The organism is Pseudomonas sp. X10 (assembly GCF_054889225.1).
In genome coordinates, this window is the sequence record NZ_CM142677.1 from 5,239,987 (window position 1) to 5,257,456 (window position 17,470).

Annotated in this window: 15 protein-coding genes, 1 pseudogene and 1 riboswitch; of the genes and pseudogenes, 8 read left to right on the top strand and 8 right to left on the bottom strand. The window is 62.8% G+C overall.

Annotated elements, in window-relative coordinates; genetic code table 11:
* Positions 1-91: 91 nt before the first annotated feature.
* Positions 92-538: a c-type cytochrome gene (locus ACYU03_RS23815; protein ID WP_461887059.1), complete on the bottom strand. Its 447-nt coding sequence runs from the start codon at positions 536-538 to the stop codon at positions 92-94.
* A 118-nt stretch (positions 539-656) separates the two neighbouring features.
* On the opposite strand from ACYU03_RS23815, the gene mltA reads away from it, so the two are divergent.
* The gene (gene mltA, locus ACYU03_RS23820) at positions 657-1,808 is read left to right on the top strand and encodes a murein transglycosylase A (protein ID WP_461887060.1); all 1,152 of its coding nucleotides are present in this window, start codon (positions 657-659) and stop codon (positions 1,806-1,808) included.
* Between the two features lie 67 nt (positions 1,809-1,875).
* Here the strand turns inward: mltA and ACYU03_RS23825 are convergent, their stop codons facing one another.
* Both ACYU03_RS23825 and ACYU03_RS23830 read right to left on the bottom strand, forming a co-directional pair.
* A complete protein-coding gene (locus ACYU03_RS23825; protein WP_461887061.1) occupies positions 1,876-2,262 on the bottom strand; it encodes an MAPEG family protein in 387 nt (128 codons plus the stop codon).
* 27 nt (positions 2,263-2,289) lie between these two features.
* Positions 2,290-3,123, bottom strand: a complete 834-nt coding sequence (locus ACYU03_RS23830; protein WP_461887062.1) for an EamA family transporter — start codon at positions 3,121-3,123, stop codon at positions 2,290-2,292.
* A gap of 218 nt (positions 3,124-3,341) precedes the next feature.
* On the opposite strand from ACYU03_RS23830, the gene ACYU03_RS23835 reads away from it, so the two are divergent.
* Positions 3,342-4,577 carry a cation:proton antiporter gene (locus tag ACYU03_RS23835; protein WP_461887063.1) on the top strand — a complete coding sequence of 412 codons (1,236 nt, stop codon included), beginning with the start codon at positions 3,342-3,344 and terminating at the stop codon, positions 4,575-4,577.
* A gap of 145 nt (positions 4,578-4,722) precedes the next feature.
* Here ACYU03_RS23835 and ACYU03_RS23840 read toward each other — a convergent pair whose 3' ends face one another.
* A complete protein-coding gene (locus ACYU03_RS23840; protein WP_461887064.1) occupies positions 4,723-5,124 on the bottom strand; it encodes an acyl-CoA thioesterase in 402 nt (133 codons plus the stop codon).
* 179 nt (positions 5,125-5,303) lie between these two features.
* Positions 5,304-5,399: riboswitch (S-adenosyl-L-homocysteine riboswitch) on the top strand.
* A 20-nt stretch (positions 5,400-5,419) separates the two neighbouring features.
* Between ACYU03_RS23840 and ahcY the strand changes: the two genes are divergently transcribed.
* From ahcY to ACYU03_RS23860, 4 genes are all read left to right on the top strand, one after another.
* Positions 5,420-6,829: an adenosylhomocysteinase gene (ahcY, locus tag ACYU03_RS23845; RefSeq protein ID WP_461887065.1), complete on the top strand. Its 1,410-nt coding sequence runs from the start codon at positions 5,420-5,422 to the stop codon at positions 6,827-6,829.
* Between the two features lie 163 nt (positions 6,830-6,992).
* Positions 6,993-7,838 (top strand): methylenetetrahydrofolate reductase [NAD(P)H], encoded by an 846-nt coding sequence (gene metF, locus ACYU03_RS23850; RefSeq protein WP_461887066.1) that lies wholly within the window; start codon positions 6,993-6,995, stop codon positions 7,836-7,838.
* Positions 7,839-8,043: 205 nt separating this feature from the next.
* Positions 8,044-8,829, top strand: coding sequence for a substrate-binding periplasmic protein (locus ACYU03_RS23855; RefSeq protein WP_461887067.1), 786 nt, complete (start codon positions 8,044-8,046; stop codon positions 8,827-8,829).
* Between the two features lie 224 nt (positions 8,830-9,053).
* Entirely contained in the window at positions 9,054-10,922 is a 1,869-nt protein-coding gene (locus ACYU03_RS23860; protein WP_461887068.1) for a DEAD/DEAH box helicase, read from the top strand.
* A 59-nt stretch (positions 10,923-10,981) separates the two neighbouring features.
* Here ACYU03_RS23860 and ACYU03_RS23865 read toward each other — a convergent pair whose 3' ends face one another.
* The 3 genes and pseudogenes from ACYU03_RS23865 to ACYU03_RS23875 form a co-directional block, all read right to left on the bottom strand.
* The gene (locus ACYU03_RS23865) at positions 10,982-11,560 is read right to left on the bottom strand and encodes a YceI family protein (protein ID WP_461887069.1); all 579 of its coding nucleotides are present in this window, start codon (positions 11,558-11,560) and stop codon (positions 10,982-10,984) included.
* Positions 11,561-11,591: 31 nt separating this feature from the next.
* On the bottom strand, positions 11,592-12,143 hold the full coding sequence (locus ACYU03_RS23870) for a cytochrome b (protein WP_461887070.1): 552 nt from the start codon (positions 12,141-12,143) through the stop codon (positions 11,592-11,594).
* A gap of 328 nt (positions 12,144-12,471) precedes the next feature.
* A pseudogene (locus ACYU03_RS23875) lies at positions 12,472-14,103 on the bottom strand (flavin monoamine oxidase family protein); the annotation flags it as partial.
* 235 nt (positions 14,104-14,338) lie between these two features.
* On the opposite strand from ACYU03_RS23875, the gene ACYU03_RS23880 reads away from it, so the two are divergent.
* Positions 14,339-15,745, top strand: coding sequence for an adenosylmethionine--8-amino-7-oxononanoate transaminase (locus ACYU03_RS23880; RefSeq protein WP_461887071.1), 1,407 nt, complete (start codon positions 14,339-14,341; stop codon positions 15,743-15,745).
* Between the two features lie 151 nt (positions 15,746-15,896).
* Complete coding sequence (locus ACYU03_RS23885; RefSeq protein ID WP_461887072.1) at positions 15,897-16,616, top strand: 16S rRNA (uracil(1498)-N(3))-methyltransferase; 720 nt, start codon at positions 15,897-15,899, stop codon at positions 16,614-16,616.
* 158 nt (positions 16,617-16,774) lie between these two features.
* On the opposite strand, the gene trhA is transcribed toward ACYU03_RS23885, so the two are convergent.
* Entirely contained in the window at positions 16,775-17,392 is a 618-nt protein-coding gene (gene trhA, locus ACYU03_RS23890; RefSeq protein WP_461887073.1) for a PAQR family membrane homeostasis protein TrhA, read from the bottom strand.
* Positions 17,393-17,470 lie beyond the last annotated feature (78 nt).

The following is a 17,470-nucleotide window of genomic DNA, read 5'->3' on the forward strand; positions in this document are numbered from 1 at the left end:
CCCGTAGTCGACGCGATACCGGATAGGAGCCAGCGTCAGTTGGCGATGGCTCCACTCACTGCATCGTTCGATTCCTGCGGGGTTCCGCTCCTCAGTGATTGCGGAACTCGGTATGACAGGCCTTGCAGGCCGCCTCGACCCTGTCCATCGGCCCCTTCAACTGCGCCGCATCCAGCGGCTGGTTGCGGGTCACGCCGACCAGCTCGCCAGTGACACCCTCCAACTGCCGCGCCAAGTCATGAAAACGCGCCTGGCGTTCCCAGACTTCGGCACGGGCACTACTGTCGCCCTCATCCCTGACCTGGGGAAAGTGTTGCCACGGCGCATGAGCCAGGCCATCGAGCGTTACCGCGCCATCGGCGAACTTCACACCGTCGAACGGCACGCGCCCACGCAACATGCCTCCCATGTCTTCGCTGGTCTTGAGCATCTGCTTGAAGATCGCCTTGCGCTGGCCCAGCGGTGAGTTAGGATCGACACGGTCGCAGGCCACCAAGGACAGGCTGGCCAGCAGCAGGACAGTGAAACATTTGATCATCACGCTCACATTGGCAGAGGGAAAGGCCCGACAGTATCCTCGCCTGCCCGACAAAGACCAATACCCTTACCAAAAACAGGGTTAGCCACCGCCCGGCAACCCGACAAGGATTCAACCCATGAAATCTGCTCTGCGCCACCTCGCCTGGGCGCTTCCGGCCCTGGCCCTGCTGGCCGGTTGCAACGGCGGCGAAAGCGCCAAACCCGAACCCCATGCCGTGGCCACCTATACCCCCGCCACCTGGAAAGACCTGCCGAGCGTCAGCGATGTCGACCTGTTGGCCGGTTTCCAGGCATGGCGCAACGGCTGTGAGAAGCTCACCCGCGACCCAGTCTGGGCCAGCGCCTGCGAAGCTGCGCAGCGAATCCCGGAGGACGCGGCCCAGGCCCGTGCCTTCCTGCAGCAGAACTTGCAGGTCTATGGACTGCGTTCGGCCGAGAACAATGCCAATGGCTTGATCACCGGCTACTACGAACCCGTCTACCCTGGCAGCCTGGCACGCAGCGAAGCCGCCCAGGTGCCGGTCTACGGGATTCCGGAAGACATGATCGTGGTCGACCTGGCCAGCATCTATCCGGAGCTCAAGGGCAAGCGCCTGCGAGGCCGCCTCGAAGGCCGCGTGCTTAAACCTTACGACACGGCTGAAGTGATCAGCCGTGATGGCGCCAAGGCACCGGTGCTGGCTTGGCTGACCGACCCAATGGACCTACAGTTCCTGCAGATCCAGGGCTCTGGTCGTATCCAACTGGAGGATGGCCGTCAATTGCGCGTTGGCTATGCCGACCAGAACGGCCACCCGTACCGCCCCATCGGACGCTGGTTGGTGGAACAGGGCCAGTTGCAGAAGGAAGAGGTGACCATGGGCAGCATCCACGCCTGGGCCCAGGCCAACCCGACGCGCGTCCCCGAACTCCTGGCCAGCAACCCCAGCTACGTGTTCTTCAGCACTCGCCCGGACAGCAATGAAGGGCCTCGCGGCTCGCTGAACGTGCCGCTGACCGCGGGCTATAGCGTGGCCATCGATCGCAAGGTGATTCCGCTGGGCAGCCTGCTCTGGCTCTCCACCACCCGCCCCGATGGCAGCCCGGTGGTGCGACCGGTCGGAGCCCAAGACACCGGGGGCGCCATTACCGGCGAGGTGCGTGCCGACCTGTTCTGGGGCACCGGTGCCGAAGCCGGTGAGCTGGCAGGCAACATGAAGCAGCAAGGGCAGATCTGGTTGCTGTGGCCCAAGGGCGCACCACTGCCAGAAGTACCGAAAGTCCCCTGAGCCTCCGTCGCGGGCAGCCCGCTACAGGGACAGCATGGTTCCTGTAGCGGGCTTGCCCGCAATGGCCTCAGATCGATACGACGAAGAGCGACACGATCAGCGCCAGCCCGGCGAACCACACTAGCGAGCGCAGGGCGGCCCAGTCCGCCAGGTAGCAGATGATGTAGAGCAGGCGGCTGGTGATATACAGCACGGCCAGCACGTCCTGGGTCACCTGCTCGGCATTGCCGACGATATCGGCGATCAGTACGGCTGCAATGAAAGCCGGCAAGGCCTCGAAGCTGTTCTGCTGGGCGGCATGGGCACGCCGTGGCATCCCCTCCAGGGTATCGAGGAACGCCCGCGGATCATGGTTTTGCCCCAGGCCGAAGCGGCCGCTGCTCAGCTTGGCGGTCAGGGAGCACAGCGGCGGCAGGAAGATCGCGATCAATACACACCAGAAGGCAACGGTCATGGCAGGATTCCTTGTCGATTATCGGTATCAGAGCTTCATCACCAGCATGCCTGCCAGGACCAGCCCGCAGGCTAAGAGCCTCGGGCCGCCAAAAGGTTCTTTGAGGTAGCGCATGCCGAACAGTACCACCAGGATCACACTAACCTCACGCAGTGCCGCAGCCTCCGCCACCGACCCCAAATGCATGGCCCACAGCACCAGGGCATAGCTGAGCAACACGCACAACCCTACCGTCAGCCCCAACCGCCATTGCAGGCGCCAGAACAACAGGAAAGGCGCACGCCGTGCCACACCGGCCAGCAATGGAAACGGCCAGGCGCTGAGCAGAGTAAGCCAGACCAGGTAGTCCAGGGGTTTCTCCCAGAGGCGAACGGCCTGGCCGTCGAACCAGGTGTAGCAACCGATGCACAACCCGATCAACGCCACCACCGGCAGCATCGACCAAGGTAATCGGTCACCGCCCCCTCCCTGCCACAGCAAACAAGCCATGCCACAGGGGATCAGCAGGATGCCGATGATCTGCTGGCTACTGAGCGATTCGCCGGCGAACGCCAGGGTCAGCGCCAGCACCACCAGCGGGGAGAGTCCACGCATCAGAGGATAGACCAGGCCCAAGTCGCCCACCCGATAGGCCTGGATCAGCAGGAAGCGGTAGAGCTGCTCGGCCAAGGCCGAGGCTAGCAACCAGGGCCAGACAGGGCCGGGAGGCAGATCGACAAAGGCGACTGCCGCCAGTGCGAAGACCAGCGCTACCGAATCCATACTGGCGATCACCAGCAGACGCTCGCCACTGAACTTGATCAGGGTGTTCCAGGTCGCGTGCAGCAGGGCCGCGATCAAAACCAACGAAGTTGCCAACACGCGGGAGTTCCTTGCAAAGCGTCCAGGCCTCCGATGGCCCGGGCAATCCACAAATATATCGGTTACCGCGCTCTCTGGCGGAACGAGATACATGACGATTACGGAACGAACCCAATAGAATGGGCCATAAGGTGTGTCCCGAAACCCTCGTCAGATCATCAAAGAACTGCCCGAGCTTCTCGGGTACTGACTTGGAAGCCTTCGATACAGGACCTGGGATGCTTGAACTTGTTGCTGCGTTTATCTGCCTGACCACCCTCCTCACCTACGTCAACTACCGCTTCATCGGCCTGCCGCCGGCCATCGGCGTGATGGTCACCGCGCTGCTGTTCTCCTTGATCCTGCAGGGCCTGAGCCTGATCGGCTTCCCCGGCCTGGAGGAGCGCGTAGAAGGACTGATGAGCCAGATCGACTTCAACGACCTGCTGATGCATTGGATGTTGTCGTTCCTGTTGTTCGCCGGAGCCCTGCACGTCAACCTCGCCGACCTGCGTAGCTATCGCTGGCCGATCGGTCTGCTGGCCACCGTTGGCGTATTGATCGCCACGGTAGTGATCGGCTTCCTGGCGCACTGGATTTTCGCCCTCTTCGGCTGGAACGTCAGCCTGCTCTACTGCCTGCTGTTTGGCGCACTGATCTCCCCTACCGACCCAATCGCCGTGCTTGGCGCCCTGCGCACCGCCAATGCCTCGAAACCCCTGAAGACCACCATCGTCGGTGAGTCGTTATTCAATGACGGCACCGCGGTCGTGGTATTCACCGTGCTGCTGGGCATCGCCCAACTGGGCGAGGCTCCGAGCGTTGCCGACACAGCCATGCTGTTCGCCCGCGAGGCCATTGGTGGCATCGTCTTCGGCGGCCTGATCGGTTATGCCACCTACCGCATGATCAAGAGCATCGAGCAGTACCAAGTCGAAGTCATGCTGACCCTGGCGCTGGTCATCGGTGGTTCGGCCATGGCCTACGAACTGCACGTTTCGGCACCGATCGCGATGGTGGTCGCCGGCCTGATCATCGGTAACCTGGGGCGCAACCTGGCGATGAACGACATGACCCGGCGCTACCTGGATGGCTTCTGGGAGTTGATCGACGACATGCTCAACGCCCTGTTGTTCGCGCTGATCGGCCTGGAGCTGTTGCTGCTGCCGTTCAACTGGCTGCACGTGCTGGCCGCATCGGCCCTGGCGGTCGCGGTGCTGTTGTCGCGCCTGCTGACCGTGGCGCCGGCCATTGTCCTGCTGCGGCGCTGGCGCAGCGTGCCAAAAGGAACGGTGCGGGTACTGACCTGGGGAGGTCTGCGTGGGGGCGTTTCGGTCGCCCTAGCCCTGTCGCTGCCGGCCGGCAGCGAGCGTGACCTGCTGCTGAGCATCACCTACGTCGTGGTGCTGTCGTCGATCCTGGTGCAGGGGCTGAGCATCGGCCATGTGGTACGCAGGGTCACGGCCCAGCCGTAACGCCCATTCGCGGGCAAGCCCGCTCTCACATGGCCCTGCTCACCACTTCATAGGTGGTCGCCTCGGCCCTCGGGGGAGCGGGCTTGCCCGCGAACGTGTCAGGCAGGCCAACAAGAATGGCCCAGCCCCACATCGGCAAGATCGATCACTCGACCGCGGTATCCGGGAACTGGTCCTGGATGTACTTGATCTCGGTCCGCCCATGGGCGGCCGGCAGGCCATCCTCGCCAAGGTTGACGAAGACCATCTTGTCCACAGTCAGGATGCTCTTGCGGGTGATCTTGTTGCGTACTTCGCACTTGAGGGTGATCGAGGTCCGGCCGAACTCGGTAGCGGTGATGCCCAGTTCGATGATCTCGCCCTGGCGCGAAGCGCTGACGAAGTTGATCTCCGATATGTACTTGGTCACCACGCGCTGGTTGCCCAGCTGGACGATGGCGTAGATCGCCGCCTCTTCGTCGATCCAGCGCAACAGGCTGCCACCGAACAGAGTGCCGTTGGGGTTGAGGTCTTCGGGTTTTACCCATTTGCGGGTGTGGAAATTCATCTGTACTCCTGACCTACTTGGCTGACGTGCGGTAATGATGGCAGAGCCGCCGGCCGCTCTCCATTGAACATCGACTATCGTCTCGATAAATCGACAGAAAGCCTTGGGTGTGACACACAGCCACGGCTATAATCTGCGCCGTTTCACATGGTCACCCACAGTGGAGGCCATCCCGCCACCCATCCGAGGGGCGCTGCAGCAGGCTCGGCCTGTCAGGCTCGGATGGGGCGTTGTCCGCCTCGCGGACGCTCAACGCACAACGGCGCCCATTCGCACACTACGAATGGAGGCTCTAATGAGCGCTGTAAACACGCCTGCAGGTTTTTCCGACTACAAGGTCGCCGACATTTCCCTGGCCGACTGGGGCCGCAAGGAAATCATCATCGCCGAATCGGAAATGCCCGCGCTGATGGGCCTGCGCCGTAAATACCTGGCCGAGCAACCACTCAAGGGCGCGAAGATCCTCGGCTGCATCCACATGACCATCCAGACCGCCGTGCTGATCGAGACCCTGACCGCCCTGGGTGCCGAAGTGCGCTGGTCGTCCTGCAACATCTTCTCGACCCAGGACCAGGCCGCTGCCGCCATCGCCGCCGCCGGTACCCCGGTGTTCGCCTGGAAAGGCGAGACCGAAGAGGAATACGAATGGTGCATCGAGCAGACCATCCTCAAGGATGGCCAGCCGTGGGATGCCAACATGGTACTGGACGACGGTGGTGACCTGACCGAGATCCTGCACAAGAAATACCCGGCCATGCTGGACAAGATCCACGGCGTGACCGAAGAGACCACCACCGGCGTGCACCGTCTGCTCGACATGCTGGCCAAGGGCGAGCTGAAAGTCCCGGCGATCAACGTCAACGACTCGGTCACCAAGAGCAAGAACGACAACAAGTACGGTTGCCGCCACAGCCTCAACGACGCCATCAAGCGCGGCACCGACCACTTGCTGTCGGGCAAGCAGGCCCTGGTGATCGGCTACGGCGACGTGGGCAAGGGCTCGGCCCAGTCCCTGCGTCAGGAAGGCATGATCGTCAAGGTCACTGAAGTCGACCCGATCTGCGCCATGCAAGCCTGCATGGACGGCTTCGAAGTGGTCTCGCCGTTCAAGGACGGCATCAACACCGGCACCGAAGACGGCATCAACCGTGAGCTGCTGGGCCGCATCGACCTGATCGTCACCACCACCGGTAACGTCAATGTCTGCGACGCCAACATGCTCAAGGCCCTGAAGAAGCGTGCCGTGGTCTGCAACATCGGCCACTTCGACAACGAGATCGACACGGCCTTCATGCGCAAGAACTGGGCCTGGGAAGAGGTCAAACCACAGGTGCACAAGATCCACCGCACCGGCCATGGCGACTTCGACCCGCACAACGACGACTACCTGATCCTCCTGGCCGAAGGCCGCCTGGTGAACCTGGGCAACGCCACCGGCCACCCTAGCCGCATCATGGACGGCTCGTTCGCCAACCAGGTGCTGGCGCAGATCTTCCTGTTCGAACAGAAGTTCGCCAACCTGCCAGCCGCGCAGAAGGCCGAGCGCCTGACCGTCGAAGTCCTGCCCAAGAAGCTCGACGAAGAAGTGGCCCTGGAAATGGTCCGCGGCTTCGGCGGCGTGGTGACCCAGCTGACCCCGCAGCAGGCCGAGTACATTGGTGTGACTGTCGAAGGTCCGTTCAAGCCGGACGCCTACCGCTACTAAGCGCCACGCGGCAAGCCACAAGCGGCAAGCAAGAGCAGACCGTGCTCGGCCCCGTTTGTGGCTTGCCGCCAACGGTCCGCCAGATGCCTGAGCCAGGCCGGCCAACACCGCCTGGCTTTTACTTGCAGCTTGCAGCCTGATGCTTGCAGCTGAGGAACGAGTGATGTCTCAAGAACGCCGCTACAGTTTCGAATTCTTCCCGACCAAGACCGACGCTGGCCATGAAAAGCTGATGGGTGTTGCCCGCCAGTTGGCCACCTACAACCCGGACTTCTTCTCCTGCACCTACGGTGCCGGTGGTTCGACCCGCGACCGCACGCTCAACACCGTGCTGCAGCTCGAAAGCGAAGCCAAAGTCCCTGCCGCCCCGCACCTGTCGTGCGTCGGCGACAGCAAGGACGATCTGCGTAGCCTGCTCGCCCAGTACAAGGCGGCCGGCATCAAGCGCATCGTCGCCTTGCGTGGCGACCTGCCTTCGGGCATGGGCATGGCCAGCGGCGAGCTGCGCCACGCCAACGACCTGGTCGAGTTCATCCGCCAGGAAACCGGTGATCACTTCCACCTGGAAGTGGCCGCTTACCCGGAGATGCACCCCCAGGCTCGCAACTTCGAGGATGACCTCAACAACTTCGTGCGCAAGGTCAAGGCCGGCGCAGACAGCGCCATCACCCAGTACTTCTTCAACGCCGACAGCTACTTCTACTTCGTCGAACGCGTGCAGCAGCTGGGCGTGGACATCCCAGTGGTGCCCGGTATCATGCCGATCACCAACTACAGCAAGCTGGCGCGCTTCTCCGACGCCTGCGGCGCCGAGATCCCACGCTGGATCCGCAAGCAGCTGGAAGCCTATGCCGATGACGTGAAGAGCATTCAGGCCTTCGGTGAAGAAGTGGTCACCCGCATGTGCGAGCAGTTGCTGCAAGGCGGCGCACCGGGCCTGCACTTCTACACCCTGAACCAGGCCGAACCGAGCCTGGCGGTCTGGAACAACCTCAAGCTGCCGCGCTGAAAGGCACGGCGGTAGCGAGCGCCGCAGGAGGTGAAAAAGGCTTTGGCTCAGGCTGAAGCCTTTTTCATTTCCAACGTGGTTGTCAGTGCAGAAAACGCAAGATCTTGATATATCGTCTGTTAAGCCAGTCACAGGTCTGAATGGGAGTGCCAGGTGTCATGCAGCTTCACTGGTCAATTGCCTGCGCGCGTCGTAACCTGCCCCCATGCCCAATTTCGCCCGCCTCCTCTGCTTACTGCTGCTCGTTTGCTTGAGCCCGCCTGCTCATAGCGAGCGGCTACGTATCGTCAGCGACGACTGGGCACCCTACATCTACCAGGAAAACGGCCAACCCAGGGGCATCGACTACGAAGTGACCAACGAGGTGTTCAAGCGCCTTGGCGTCGAAGTCGAGTGGCAGCTCCTGCCCTGGAAGCGCTGCTTGGCAATGCTCGAACAGGGCCTGGCCGATGGCGTGCTGGATATCTTCCAGACCGAGCCGCGCAGGTTCCTGATGTACTACCCTGAAGAACCCTTGTCGGCGGTCGAGTTCGTGCTGTTCCAGGCCAAGGCCCGGCCACATGTGGTAGAACGCTTGGAAGACCTCGCCGGTCTGACCGTAGGCATCTCTTCAGGCTACAGCTACGGGTCCGCGTTCCTGGAGTCACCGCTGTTCCGACGTGAAGCGGCTCCTACCCAAGAGGCCAACTTCGGCAAGCTGCAGCTTGGCCGGATCGATCTGTTGATCACCGACCGCCGCGTGGGCCGCTATCTACGCCAGCGCCTGGGACTCGAAGAGGCCGTCGACGAGTTGCCCTTGGTGATCAGCCGCCAGCCGCAATACCTGGGCCTGCGCCGCAAACCCGGCCGGGAGGAACTGGCCCGACGCTTCAGTATCGAACTGCGACGCTTCAAACAAGAACCGGCCTATGCCGCCCTCGTTGCCCGCTATGTCGGCGACGAGCCGAATTTTCCTTACGCCGTTGAGCAGCAGGAACGCAGCACGCCCTGATTGCTCTGTTATACTCGGGCCTTCCCGCCAGGCTTACGCCCGGACGCTCGGCCTTGCAACAAGCATCCCGACCGGCAGGCTCGCGCGCCAAGTGCCCGCCCGCCGCTTCCCGGATGCACAGTAAAAGCCCAGCTGGACCGGACGCGATCGCATCCCACCGATGCTTGTCGCGCCAGGCAAGATCATCCCATCGGGCCCAAGCCCCCACTAGAACAGGATCGCCCATGTCCTTTGCTTCCCTCGGTCTCTCCGAGGCTCTAGTCCGCGCTATCGAGGCAGCGGGCTATACCCAGCCCACTCCGGTGCAACAGCGGGCTATTCCCGCCGTGTTGCAAGGTCGCGACCTGATGGTCGCCGCCCAGACAGGTACTGGTAAAACCGGCGGCTTCGCCCTGCCGATCCTCGAGCGCCTGTTCCCCGGTGGCCACCCGGACAAGTCCCACCGCCACGGCCCCCGTCAACCACGGGTGCTGGTACTGACCCCGACCCGCGAACTGGCCGCCCAGGTGCACGACAGCTTCAAGGTCTATGCCCGCGACCTCAGCCTGGTCAGCGCCTGCATCTTCGGTGGCGTCGGCATGAACCCACAGGTACAGGCCATGGCCAAGGGCGTCGATGTCCTGGTGGCCTGCCCAGGCCGCCTGCTGGACCTGGCCGGCCAGGGCAGTGTCGATCTGTCCCACGTCGAAATACTGGTCCTCGACGAAGCCGACCGTATGCTCGACATGGGTTTCATCCATGACGTCAAGAAGGTCCTCGCCCGCTTGCCAGCCAAGCGCCAGAACCTGCTGTTCTCGGCAACCTTCTCCAAAGACATCACCGACCTGGCCGACAAGCTGCTGCACAACCCCGAGCGCATCGAGGTCACGCCGCCGAATACCACGGTCGAGCGCATCGAGCAGCGCGTCTACCGCCTGCCCGCAAGCCACAAGCGCGCCCTGCTTGCCCACTTGGTCACTGTTGGTGCCTGGGAACAGGTCCTGGTGTTCACCCGCACCAAGCACGGCGCCAACCGCCTGGCCGAGTACCTGGAAAAGCACGGCCTGACTGCCGCCGCGATCCACGGCAACAAGAGCCAGAATGCCCGCACCAAGGCCCTGGCCGACTTCAAGGCTGGCAGCGTGCGTATCCTTGTCGCCACCGACATCGCCGCCCGCGGCCTGGACATCGACCAACTGCCGCATGTGGTCAACTTCGAACTGCCCAACGTCGAGGAAGACTACGTCCACCGCATCGGCCGTACCGGCCGCGCCGGACGCTCGGGTGAAGCCATCTCGCTGGTTGCGCCAGACGAAGAAAAGCTGCTCAAGAGCATCGAGCGGGTCACCCGCCAGAAAATCGCCGACGGCGACCTGATGGGCTTCGACGCCAGCCAGATCGAGGCGGAAAAACCGGAAACCCGCGAACGCCAGCCGAACAATGGGCGCGGCGGCCGCAACCAACGCACCGAGGGCAGCAACGCTGGCAGCGGCGGTCGTAAGGACAAAGGCAAGGACAAAGGCAAGGCCAAGGAAAAGCCAGCAGCTGAAAAACCGGCGCAGAGGGCCGATGGCCAGGAGCGCAAACCGCGCAACAAGAAGCCACGCCCGGCCCAGGTAGCCCAGGCCGGTATCCCGCCTGTGCCTGCCGATCGTGATCCGGAAGAGTTCCTGGATGACGAGATCGACAACTTCGGCAACCGTGCCGACTACGTCAGCCCGTACCAGAACGCCAAGAATCAGAACCGCAATCGCCGTCCGGGAACGGGCGCTGGCCAGGGCCAGGGTAACGGCCAGCGCAACGCCGGTGGTCAGGGGCGCAATGGCGGTGGCGCACGCAGCAATGGTGGCGCCAACGCAGAAAAGCGTCCACGCAATGGCGCAGGCAACGGCGGTGCCCGCCGTGACGGTGGCGGTGGCCGCAACCGCCCTGCCAGCCGCGACAACGACGCCCGTCAGGAACCCGCTGTTCGCAACCCGCGTGAAGGCCAGTCGCAGCCGAAGATCATCCGCAAGGAGTCCAAGCTCGACCGCTTCCCTACCGCGGAGCAACTCGAGGACCTGCCAAGCCGCCCACGTGGCGAGCGCCCGGCGCTGCTGACCCGCAATCGCTGATCAGCCCCACAAACAACAACGCCGCCCAATGGGCGGCGTTGTTGTTTGTGGGCAGCGAATTACTTCTGCTTCACACCTTCGACACTGATGTCCAGGTCCAGGGTCTGGGAAGTCGCACCTGGCCCCTTGATGCCGAAGTCGTTCAGGTTCAGCGTGGTGGTGGCGTTAAAACCAGCACGCTCGCCGCCCCACGGGTCCTTGCCTTCGCCGTTGAAGGTCGCCTTGAAGGTGACTGGCTTAGTCACACCGTGCAAGGTCAGGTCGCCCGTCACGTCAGCGGTCTTCTCACCAGTCGACTTGACACTGGTAGAGACGAACTTGGCTTCAGGGTACTTCTTCACGTCGAGGAAGTCGGCGCTGGCGATGTGCTTGTCACGCTCAGCGTGATTCGACCACAGGCTGGCAGTCTTCAGGTCGACGCTGATCTTGCTGTCCTCAGGCTTGGCGCTGTCCCAAGTGAAGGAGCCATCGAAATCACGGAAGGTACCGTGGATGAAGCTGTAACCCAGGTGGCTGATCTTCCAGTCGACGAAAGCGTGCTGGCCTTCCTTGTCGATCTTGTAGTCCGCGGCCATCGCCTGGCCAGCCGACAACAGTGCAGTACCGAGCGCCAGAGCGGCAAAAGTCTTTTTCAACATCCTTTCTTTCCTTTGCAATTGAGGTTGAGAGTCAAGCTTTGCGGCCCAGCATGCGGATCAGGGTCGCGTCACGGTCGATGAAATGGTGCTTCAAGGCTGCCAAGGCATGCAGGCCGGCGAAGATCACCAGCCCCCAAGCCAGGTAGAGGTGGATGACACCGGCCAGGTCTGCCTGGTCGGGCAGGCCACTGATCAGTGCCGGGACTTCGAACAGGCCGAATACAGGGATGCCAACGCCATCGGCAGTGGAGATCAGGTACCCGGCGATCATCACGGCAAACAGGCCGACGTACAGCACGGCATGGCCAAGTTTGGCGCCCAGGCGGGTCAGTGCGCCATGGTTGGCTGGCGTCGGTGGTGGTGGACTGATGAAACGCCAGACCACACGCAGCAGCATGACCGCGAGCAACACCAGACCGATACTCTTGTGCAGGTCCGGAGCGTCTTTACGCCAAGGGCTGTAGTAGTCGAGGCCGACCATCCACAGGCCAAGAGCGAACAGGCCGAGAACCGCCAGGGCGACGCCCCAGTGCAGGACGATACTGACCACACCATAGCGAGAGGGTGAGTTGCGCAATTGCATTTTGCAGTGTTTCCCCGTGAGAACTGTGCTCAAGACTAACGCCTTATTTATCGAATAAAAGCGGAAAAAACTGCTATGAAATATCGATAAATGCGATTTTTAGTCTGTAACTTGGCTATTAAGGAAACATTAACGACAGGGAAAAGGAAGGCCTGGTCCTAATGCTGTTCACTTAAGACATCTGTCGTATGGTTTGGGGCCGCTGCGCGCCCATCGCGACACAAGCCCTCTGTGGGAGCGGCCTTGTGTCGCGATGGGCTGCATAGCAGCCCCGTTCACAAGCGCGGTTTAACTGACTGGCATTCGAGGCTGAAGCCGTTGCTTACTGCGCCTTAGCCTGGGTGGTAGCCGCCGGGTCCGGTTTGCTCCCGGCTTTATCGCCACCACCGAACAACCGCGAGAAGAAGCCTGGCTTGCTTTCCTTAGCCCGCTCGGGCTTCACCGGCTCGACCTTGGCTGGCGCCTTCTCGCCCTTGCTGGATGAGCCACCGAACAGGTTGGAGAAGAAACCGCCCTTGTCCTTGGCACCCGTGCCCGCGACAGTTGCAGCGGCCAATGGAGCGGCCTTGGCTGGCTCGAACGACTTGCCGGCGGCCAGGTCCTGGACTTGGCTGGCGGCGCGCTGGCCGCTGCGCAACGCGCCCTCCAAGGTGCCTGGATAGAGAGCGTCGGTGTGCTCGCCCGCAAAAGCGATGCGCTGCACTGGGCGCTCCCACAGGCGCCAGTACTTGCTGATCTGGCCTGGGCCATAGGCCAGGTAGGCACCACCTGTGCCTGCGTCGGTGCTGTAGCGGCGCACTTCATAACCGGTAAAGGCGCCACGGGCCTGCGGGTAGAAGGCATGCAGGCGAATCAGCACCTGATCGACCACCTGCTTGTCACCAAAGGCCTGCAGCAGGCGGGCGTTGTCACCGGACAGGTTGACCACCACATTGGCGCCGCCCTTGAGCGCCGGTTCGATCCACAGCATGCCCAGGCCGGCGTTGCTGTAGATCTCGCCCGACATACGCGCGCGGCTTTCCCAGACCGGATGCTTGAACTTGAGCATCAGTTGGTCGCGCCAGCCGTAGTTGGTGCCCTTGAGCGCCGCCAGGTGCAGGCTGTCCAGGCCCGGGGTCATCTGGATCTTCGCCAAGGCTCGCAGAGGCACGGCCATGACCAGGTAATCGGCCTGGTAGCCGACGCTGCCAACCTTGACGGTGACGCCGCCCTTGTCCTGCACGATGGCGGTGACCGGCGAGCTGGTCTTGATGGTCTTGAGCTGTTTGACGAAGGCCTGGGCCAGCACCGGGCTACCGCCAGGCAGACGGGCGGCACGCAAGTCCCTGTCACTGATGCCACGGTAGACGCGGGTCTGCTGGGCGAAGTACAGCAACGACAGCCGCGATGGCTCATCGTAGCGAGTGCGGATCTGCTGGTTGACCAACTGCCGTGCAGTAGTGGGCAACTGCAGTTTGTCGAGCCAGGTGGAGACGTTGATCTGGTCGAGGGCGAACAGCGTGCTGTTGGCGGCAGGCGTCAGTGGGTCGTCGATCGAACGGGCAAGGTCGTCGAGCGTCTTTTCATAACGCTTGAGGGCTTCGGCGGTGGTCGGTTGCTTGCTGTCCAGGTCGGCAGCGCTGAGGTATTCGCCATCGATCAGGTATCCCGGGGTACGGACGAACTCCGGCGCTGGCAGGGTCTCGAGCTTGAAGCGGTCCAGGTACTGGTTGAGCACCGGCTGGGTCCTGCTGTTGCCGACCCACTCGCTGGTGGCCAGGCCCGAACGCCCGCCCATGCCTGACTTGGCCTCCAGCAGGGTCACCTGCCAGCCTTTGTTCTGTAATTCGTAGGCAGCTGTCAGCCCTGCCAACCCGCCGCCGACGACGATTGCCGAAGGGGTCTTGTCCTTGGCCAGCGCGGTGCCGCTGGACAGTCCTATCAATACCAACGCACACAGGCGCAGCCAACCAGCAGCCATTTCGGCGAACTCCGGATCAGTAACAAAAAAGAGGGAAAGAACATCCCGAGAGGTGTTGTGTGAAGAATACGTCAGGCATGCGCACCCTGCCAGCGAACTGACATCAAGTTCTGCACTGCAATTGTGGTTTTTGCCCATGACCCTGCGCGCCGAGCCAGACAGTAGGTTGTCCTCCCCTCCGGCATTGCTTAGGCTTACGCCGTCAAACCAAGCCGCGCCGTCAGGAGAACTGCCCATGGGCCTCAACGATCAGTGGATGCAACGCGACCTCAAGGTCCTGTGGCACCCCTGCACCCAGATGAAAGACCACGAGCAGTTGCCGCTGATTCCGATCAAGCGTGGCGAAGGCGTATGGTTGGAAGACTTCGAAGGCAAGCGCTACCTGGATGCCGTCAGCTCCTGGTGGGTCAACGTTTTTGGCCACGCCAATCCTCGCATCAACCAGCGCATCAAGGATCAGGTCGACCAGCTCGAACATGTGATCCTGGCCGGTTTCAGCCACCAGCCGGTGATCGAACTGTCCGAGCGCCTGGTGGGGATGACGCCTGCCGGCCTGGACCGCTGCTTCTACGCCGACAACGGCTCGTCCTGCATCGAAGTGGCGCTGAAGATGAGCTTCCACTACTGGCAGAACGTGGGCCAGCCAGAGAAGAAGCGCTTCGTCACCCTGAGCAACAGCTACCACGGCGAGACCATCGCCGCCATGTCGGTGGGCGACGTGCCGCTGTTCACCGAGACCTACAAGGCTCTGCTGCTGGACACCATCAAGGTGCCCAGCCCTGACTGCTACCTGCGCCCCGAAGGCATGGGCTGGGAAGAACACTCGCGCAACATGTTCGCGGCCATGGAGCAGACACTGGCCGAGCATCACGCGACGATCGCTGCGGTGATCGTCGAACCGCTGATCCAGGGTGCCGGCGGCATGCGCATGTACCACCCGGTGTACCTGAAGCTGCTGCGCGAAGCGTGCGACCGCTATGGCGTGCACTTGATCCACGACGAGATCGCCGTCGGGTTCGGCCGTACCGGAACCCTGTTCGCCTGTGAGCAGGCCGGCATCCGCCCGGACTTCCTGTGCCTGTCCAAGGCCCTGACCGGCGGCTACCTGCCGCTGGCCGCTTGCCTGACTACCGATGAGGTGTACCAGGCCTTCTACGACGACTATTCGACCCTGCGCGCCTTCCTCCACTCGCACAGCTATACCGGCAACCCATTGGCCTGCGCCGCGGCCCTGGCGACCCTGGATATCTTCGAGCAGGACAATGTGATCGAAGCCAACAAAGCCCTGGCCCAGCGCATGGCCACCGCCACCGCGCACTTGGCCGACCATCCCCATGTGGCCGAAGTACGCCAGACTGGCATGGCCCTGGCCATCGAGATGGTCCAGGACAAAGCCAGCAAGACCGCCTACCCCTGGCAGGAGCGCCGGGGCCTCAAGGTCTTCGAGCACGCCCTGACCCGCGGCGCGTTGCTGCGCCCGCTCGGCAGCGTGGTGTACTTCCTGCCGCCTTACGTGATCACGCCCGAGCAGATCGACTTCCTGGCCGAAGTGGCCAGCGAAGGCATCGACATCGCCACCCGTAGCAGCGTCAGCGTGGCGGTACCGGGTGATTTCCATCCTGACTTCCGAGATCCGGGCTAAATACCCCACCGTCACTGTAGGAGCGGCGGTTCGGCGCCCTCACTTGCCCGCGATTGCCTCAGCAAAACCGGTATCGCAATCGCGGACAAGCCCACAGTGACGGGCCGCCCCAGACATCTGTGACACGCCCCCCTTTTTCCAGAGCCATCCCATGAGACTGTCCCGCTTCTTCATCGACGCCCCCCTGAGCCTCGGCGAGCATGAACTGCCCGAGGCCCAGGCCCATTACATCGGCCGGGTCCTACGCATGGCACCTGGTGACGCCGTGCAACTATTCGACGGCAGCGGCCAGGAGTTCCGCGGCCAACTGCTCGAGGTCGGCAAGAAAACCGTGCGTGTCAGCCTCGACCAGGCCCTCCCCGGCCAGGCCGAATCGCCGCTGCACATCCATCTTGGCCAGGGCCTGTCCCGTGGTGAGCGCATGGACTGGGCAATCCAGAAGGCCACCGAGTTGGGCGCCAACGAGATCACCCCGATCGTCAGCGAACGCTGTGAAGTACGCCTGAAGGACGAGCGCGCCGACAAGCGCCTGGCCCATTGGCGCCAAGTGGCGATCAGCGCCTGCGAACAGTGTGGCCGCTCACGCTTGCCGGTGATCCACCCACCCGTGAGCCTCGCGGACTGGCTCAAGGGGACGGATGCGGCGCTCAAGCTGGTCCTGCATCCGGTGGCCGCGCCCTTGGTCAGCCACGCCCAGCCGAACACCCTGGCCTTCCTCATCGGCCCTGAAGGCGGCCTGAGCGATGCCGAGGTGGACCACGCCAAAGGCGCCGGCTTCCACGCCGCCCGCCTCGGCCCGCGCGTGCTGCGTACCGAGACCGCGCCCGTGGTAGCCCTGGCCGTGGCCCAGCAACTGTGGGGCGATTTCTAGTGTCCTGTCTCAGAAATACGTTCTCTTTGGGCGAGTGACTTGGGTGTTCGGCCAGGGCGCCGCGACGAGTCATAGCAGGGCTATGGCGAGGAGTGGCAACGCCGGCCGGGCGTCCAGGACGCCGCCACAAGTGAACAGCTTATTTCCGAGACAGGACACTAGCGCACGTAGAAGAACACCGCGATGAAGTGCAGCAAGCTGCCGGCGATCACGAACAGGTGCCAGATACCGTGCCAGTGGCGGAAACGGCTGTCGAAGGCGAAGAAGATGATGCCAACGGTGTAGAACACGCCCCCCGCCGCCAGCCAGGCGAAGCCAGCGCCGCCGAGGGTGTGCAGCAGGGGTTTGACGGCCACCAGCACGATCCAGCCCATGACCGCGTAGATAATGATCGACAGCACCCGCGCTTCTGAACGCGGCTTGATCTCCTGGAGCATGCCGACCAGCGCCAGGCCCCAGACCACGCCGAACAGGCTCCAGCCCCAGGGGCCGCGCAAGCTGACCAAGCAGAACGGCGTGTAGCTGCCGGCAATCAGCAGATAGATCGACAGGTGGTCGAGCTTGCGCATGATCACCTTCGCCCGCCCGCGCGTGCTGTGATAAAGAGTCGAGATGCTGTAGAGCATCAGCAGCGTAGCGCCGTAGATGGAGAAACTGACGATTTTCCAAGGGTCGCCCTGCAACCCAGCCACGACAATCAGCCAGATACCGCCAATACAGGCCAACACGGCACCGACCAGATGCGTCCAGGCGTTGAAGCGTTCACCGTAATACATACTCCACCGACCTCCGCGGATGCTTCAGGTTCCACGCCAGCCGCTCCAAGCAAGCCGCAAGCTGATCAATGCTGTTTT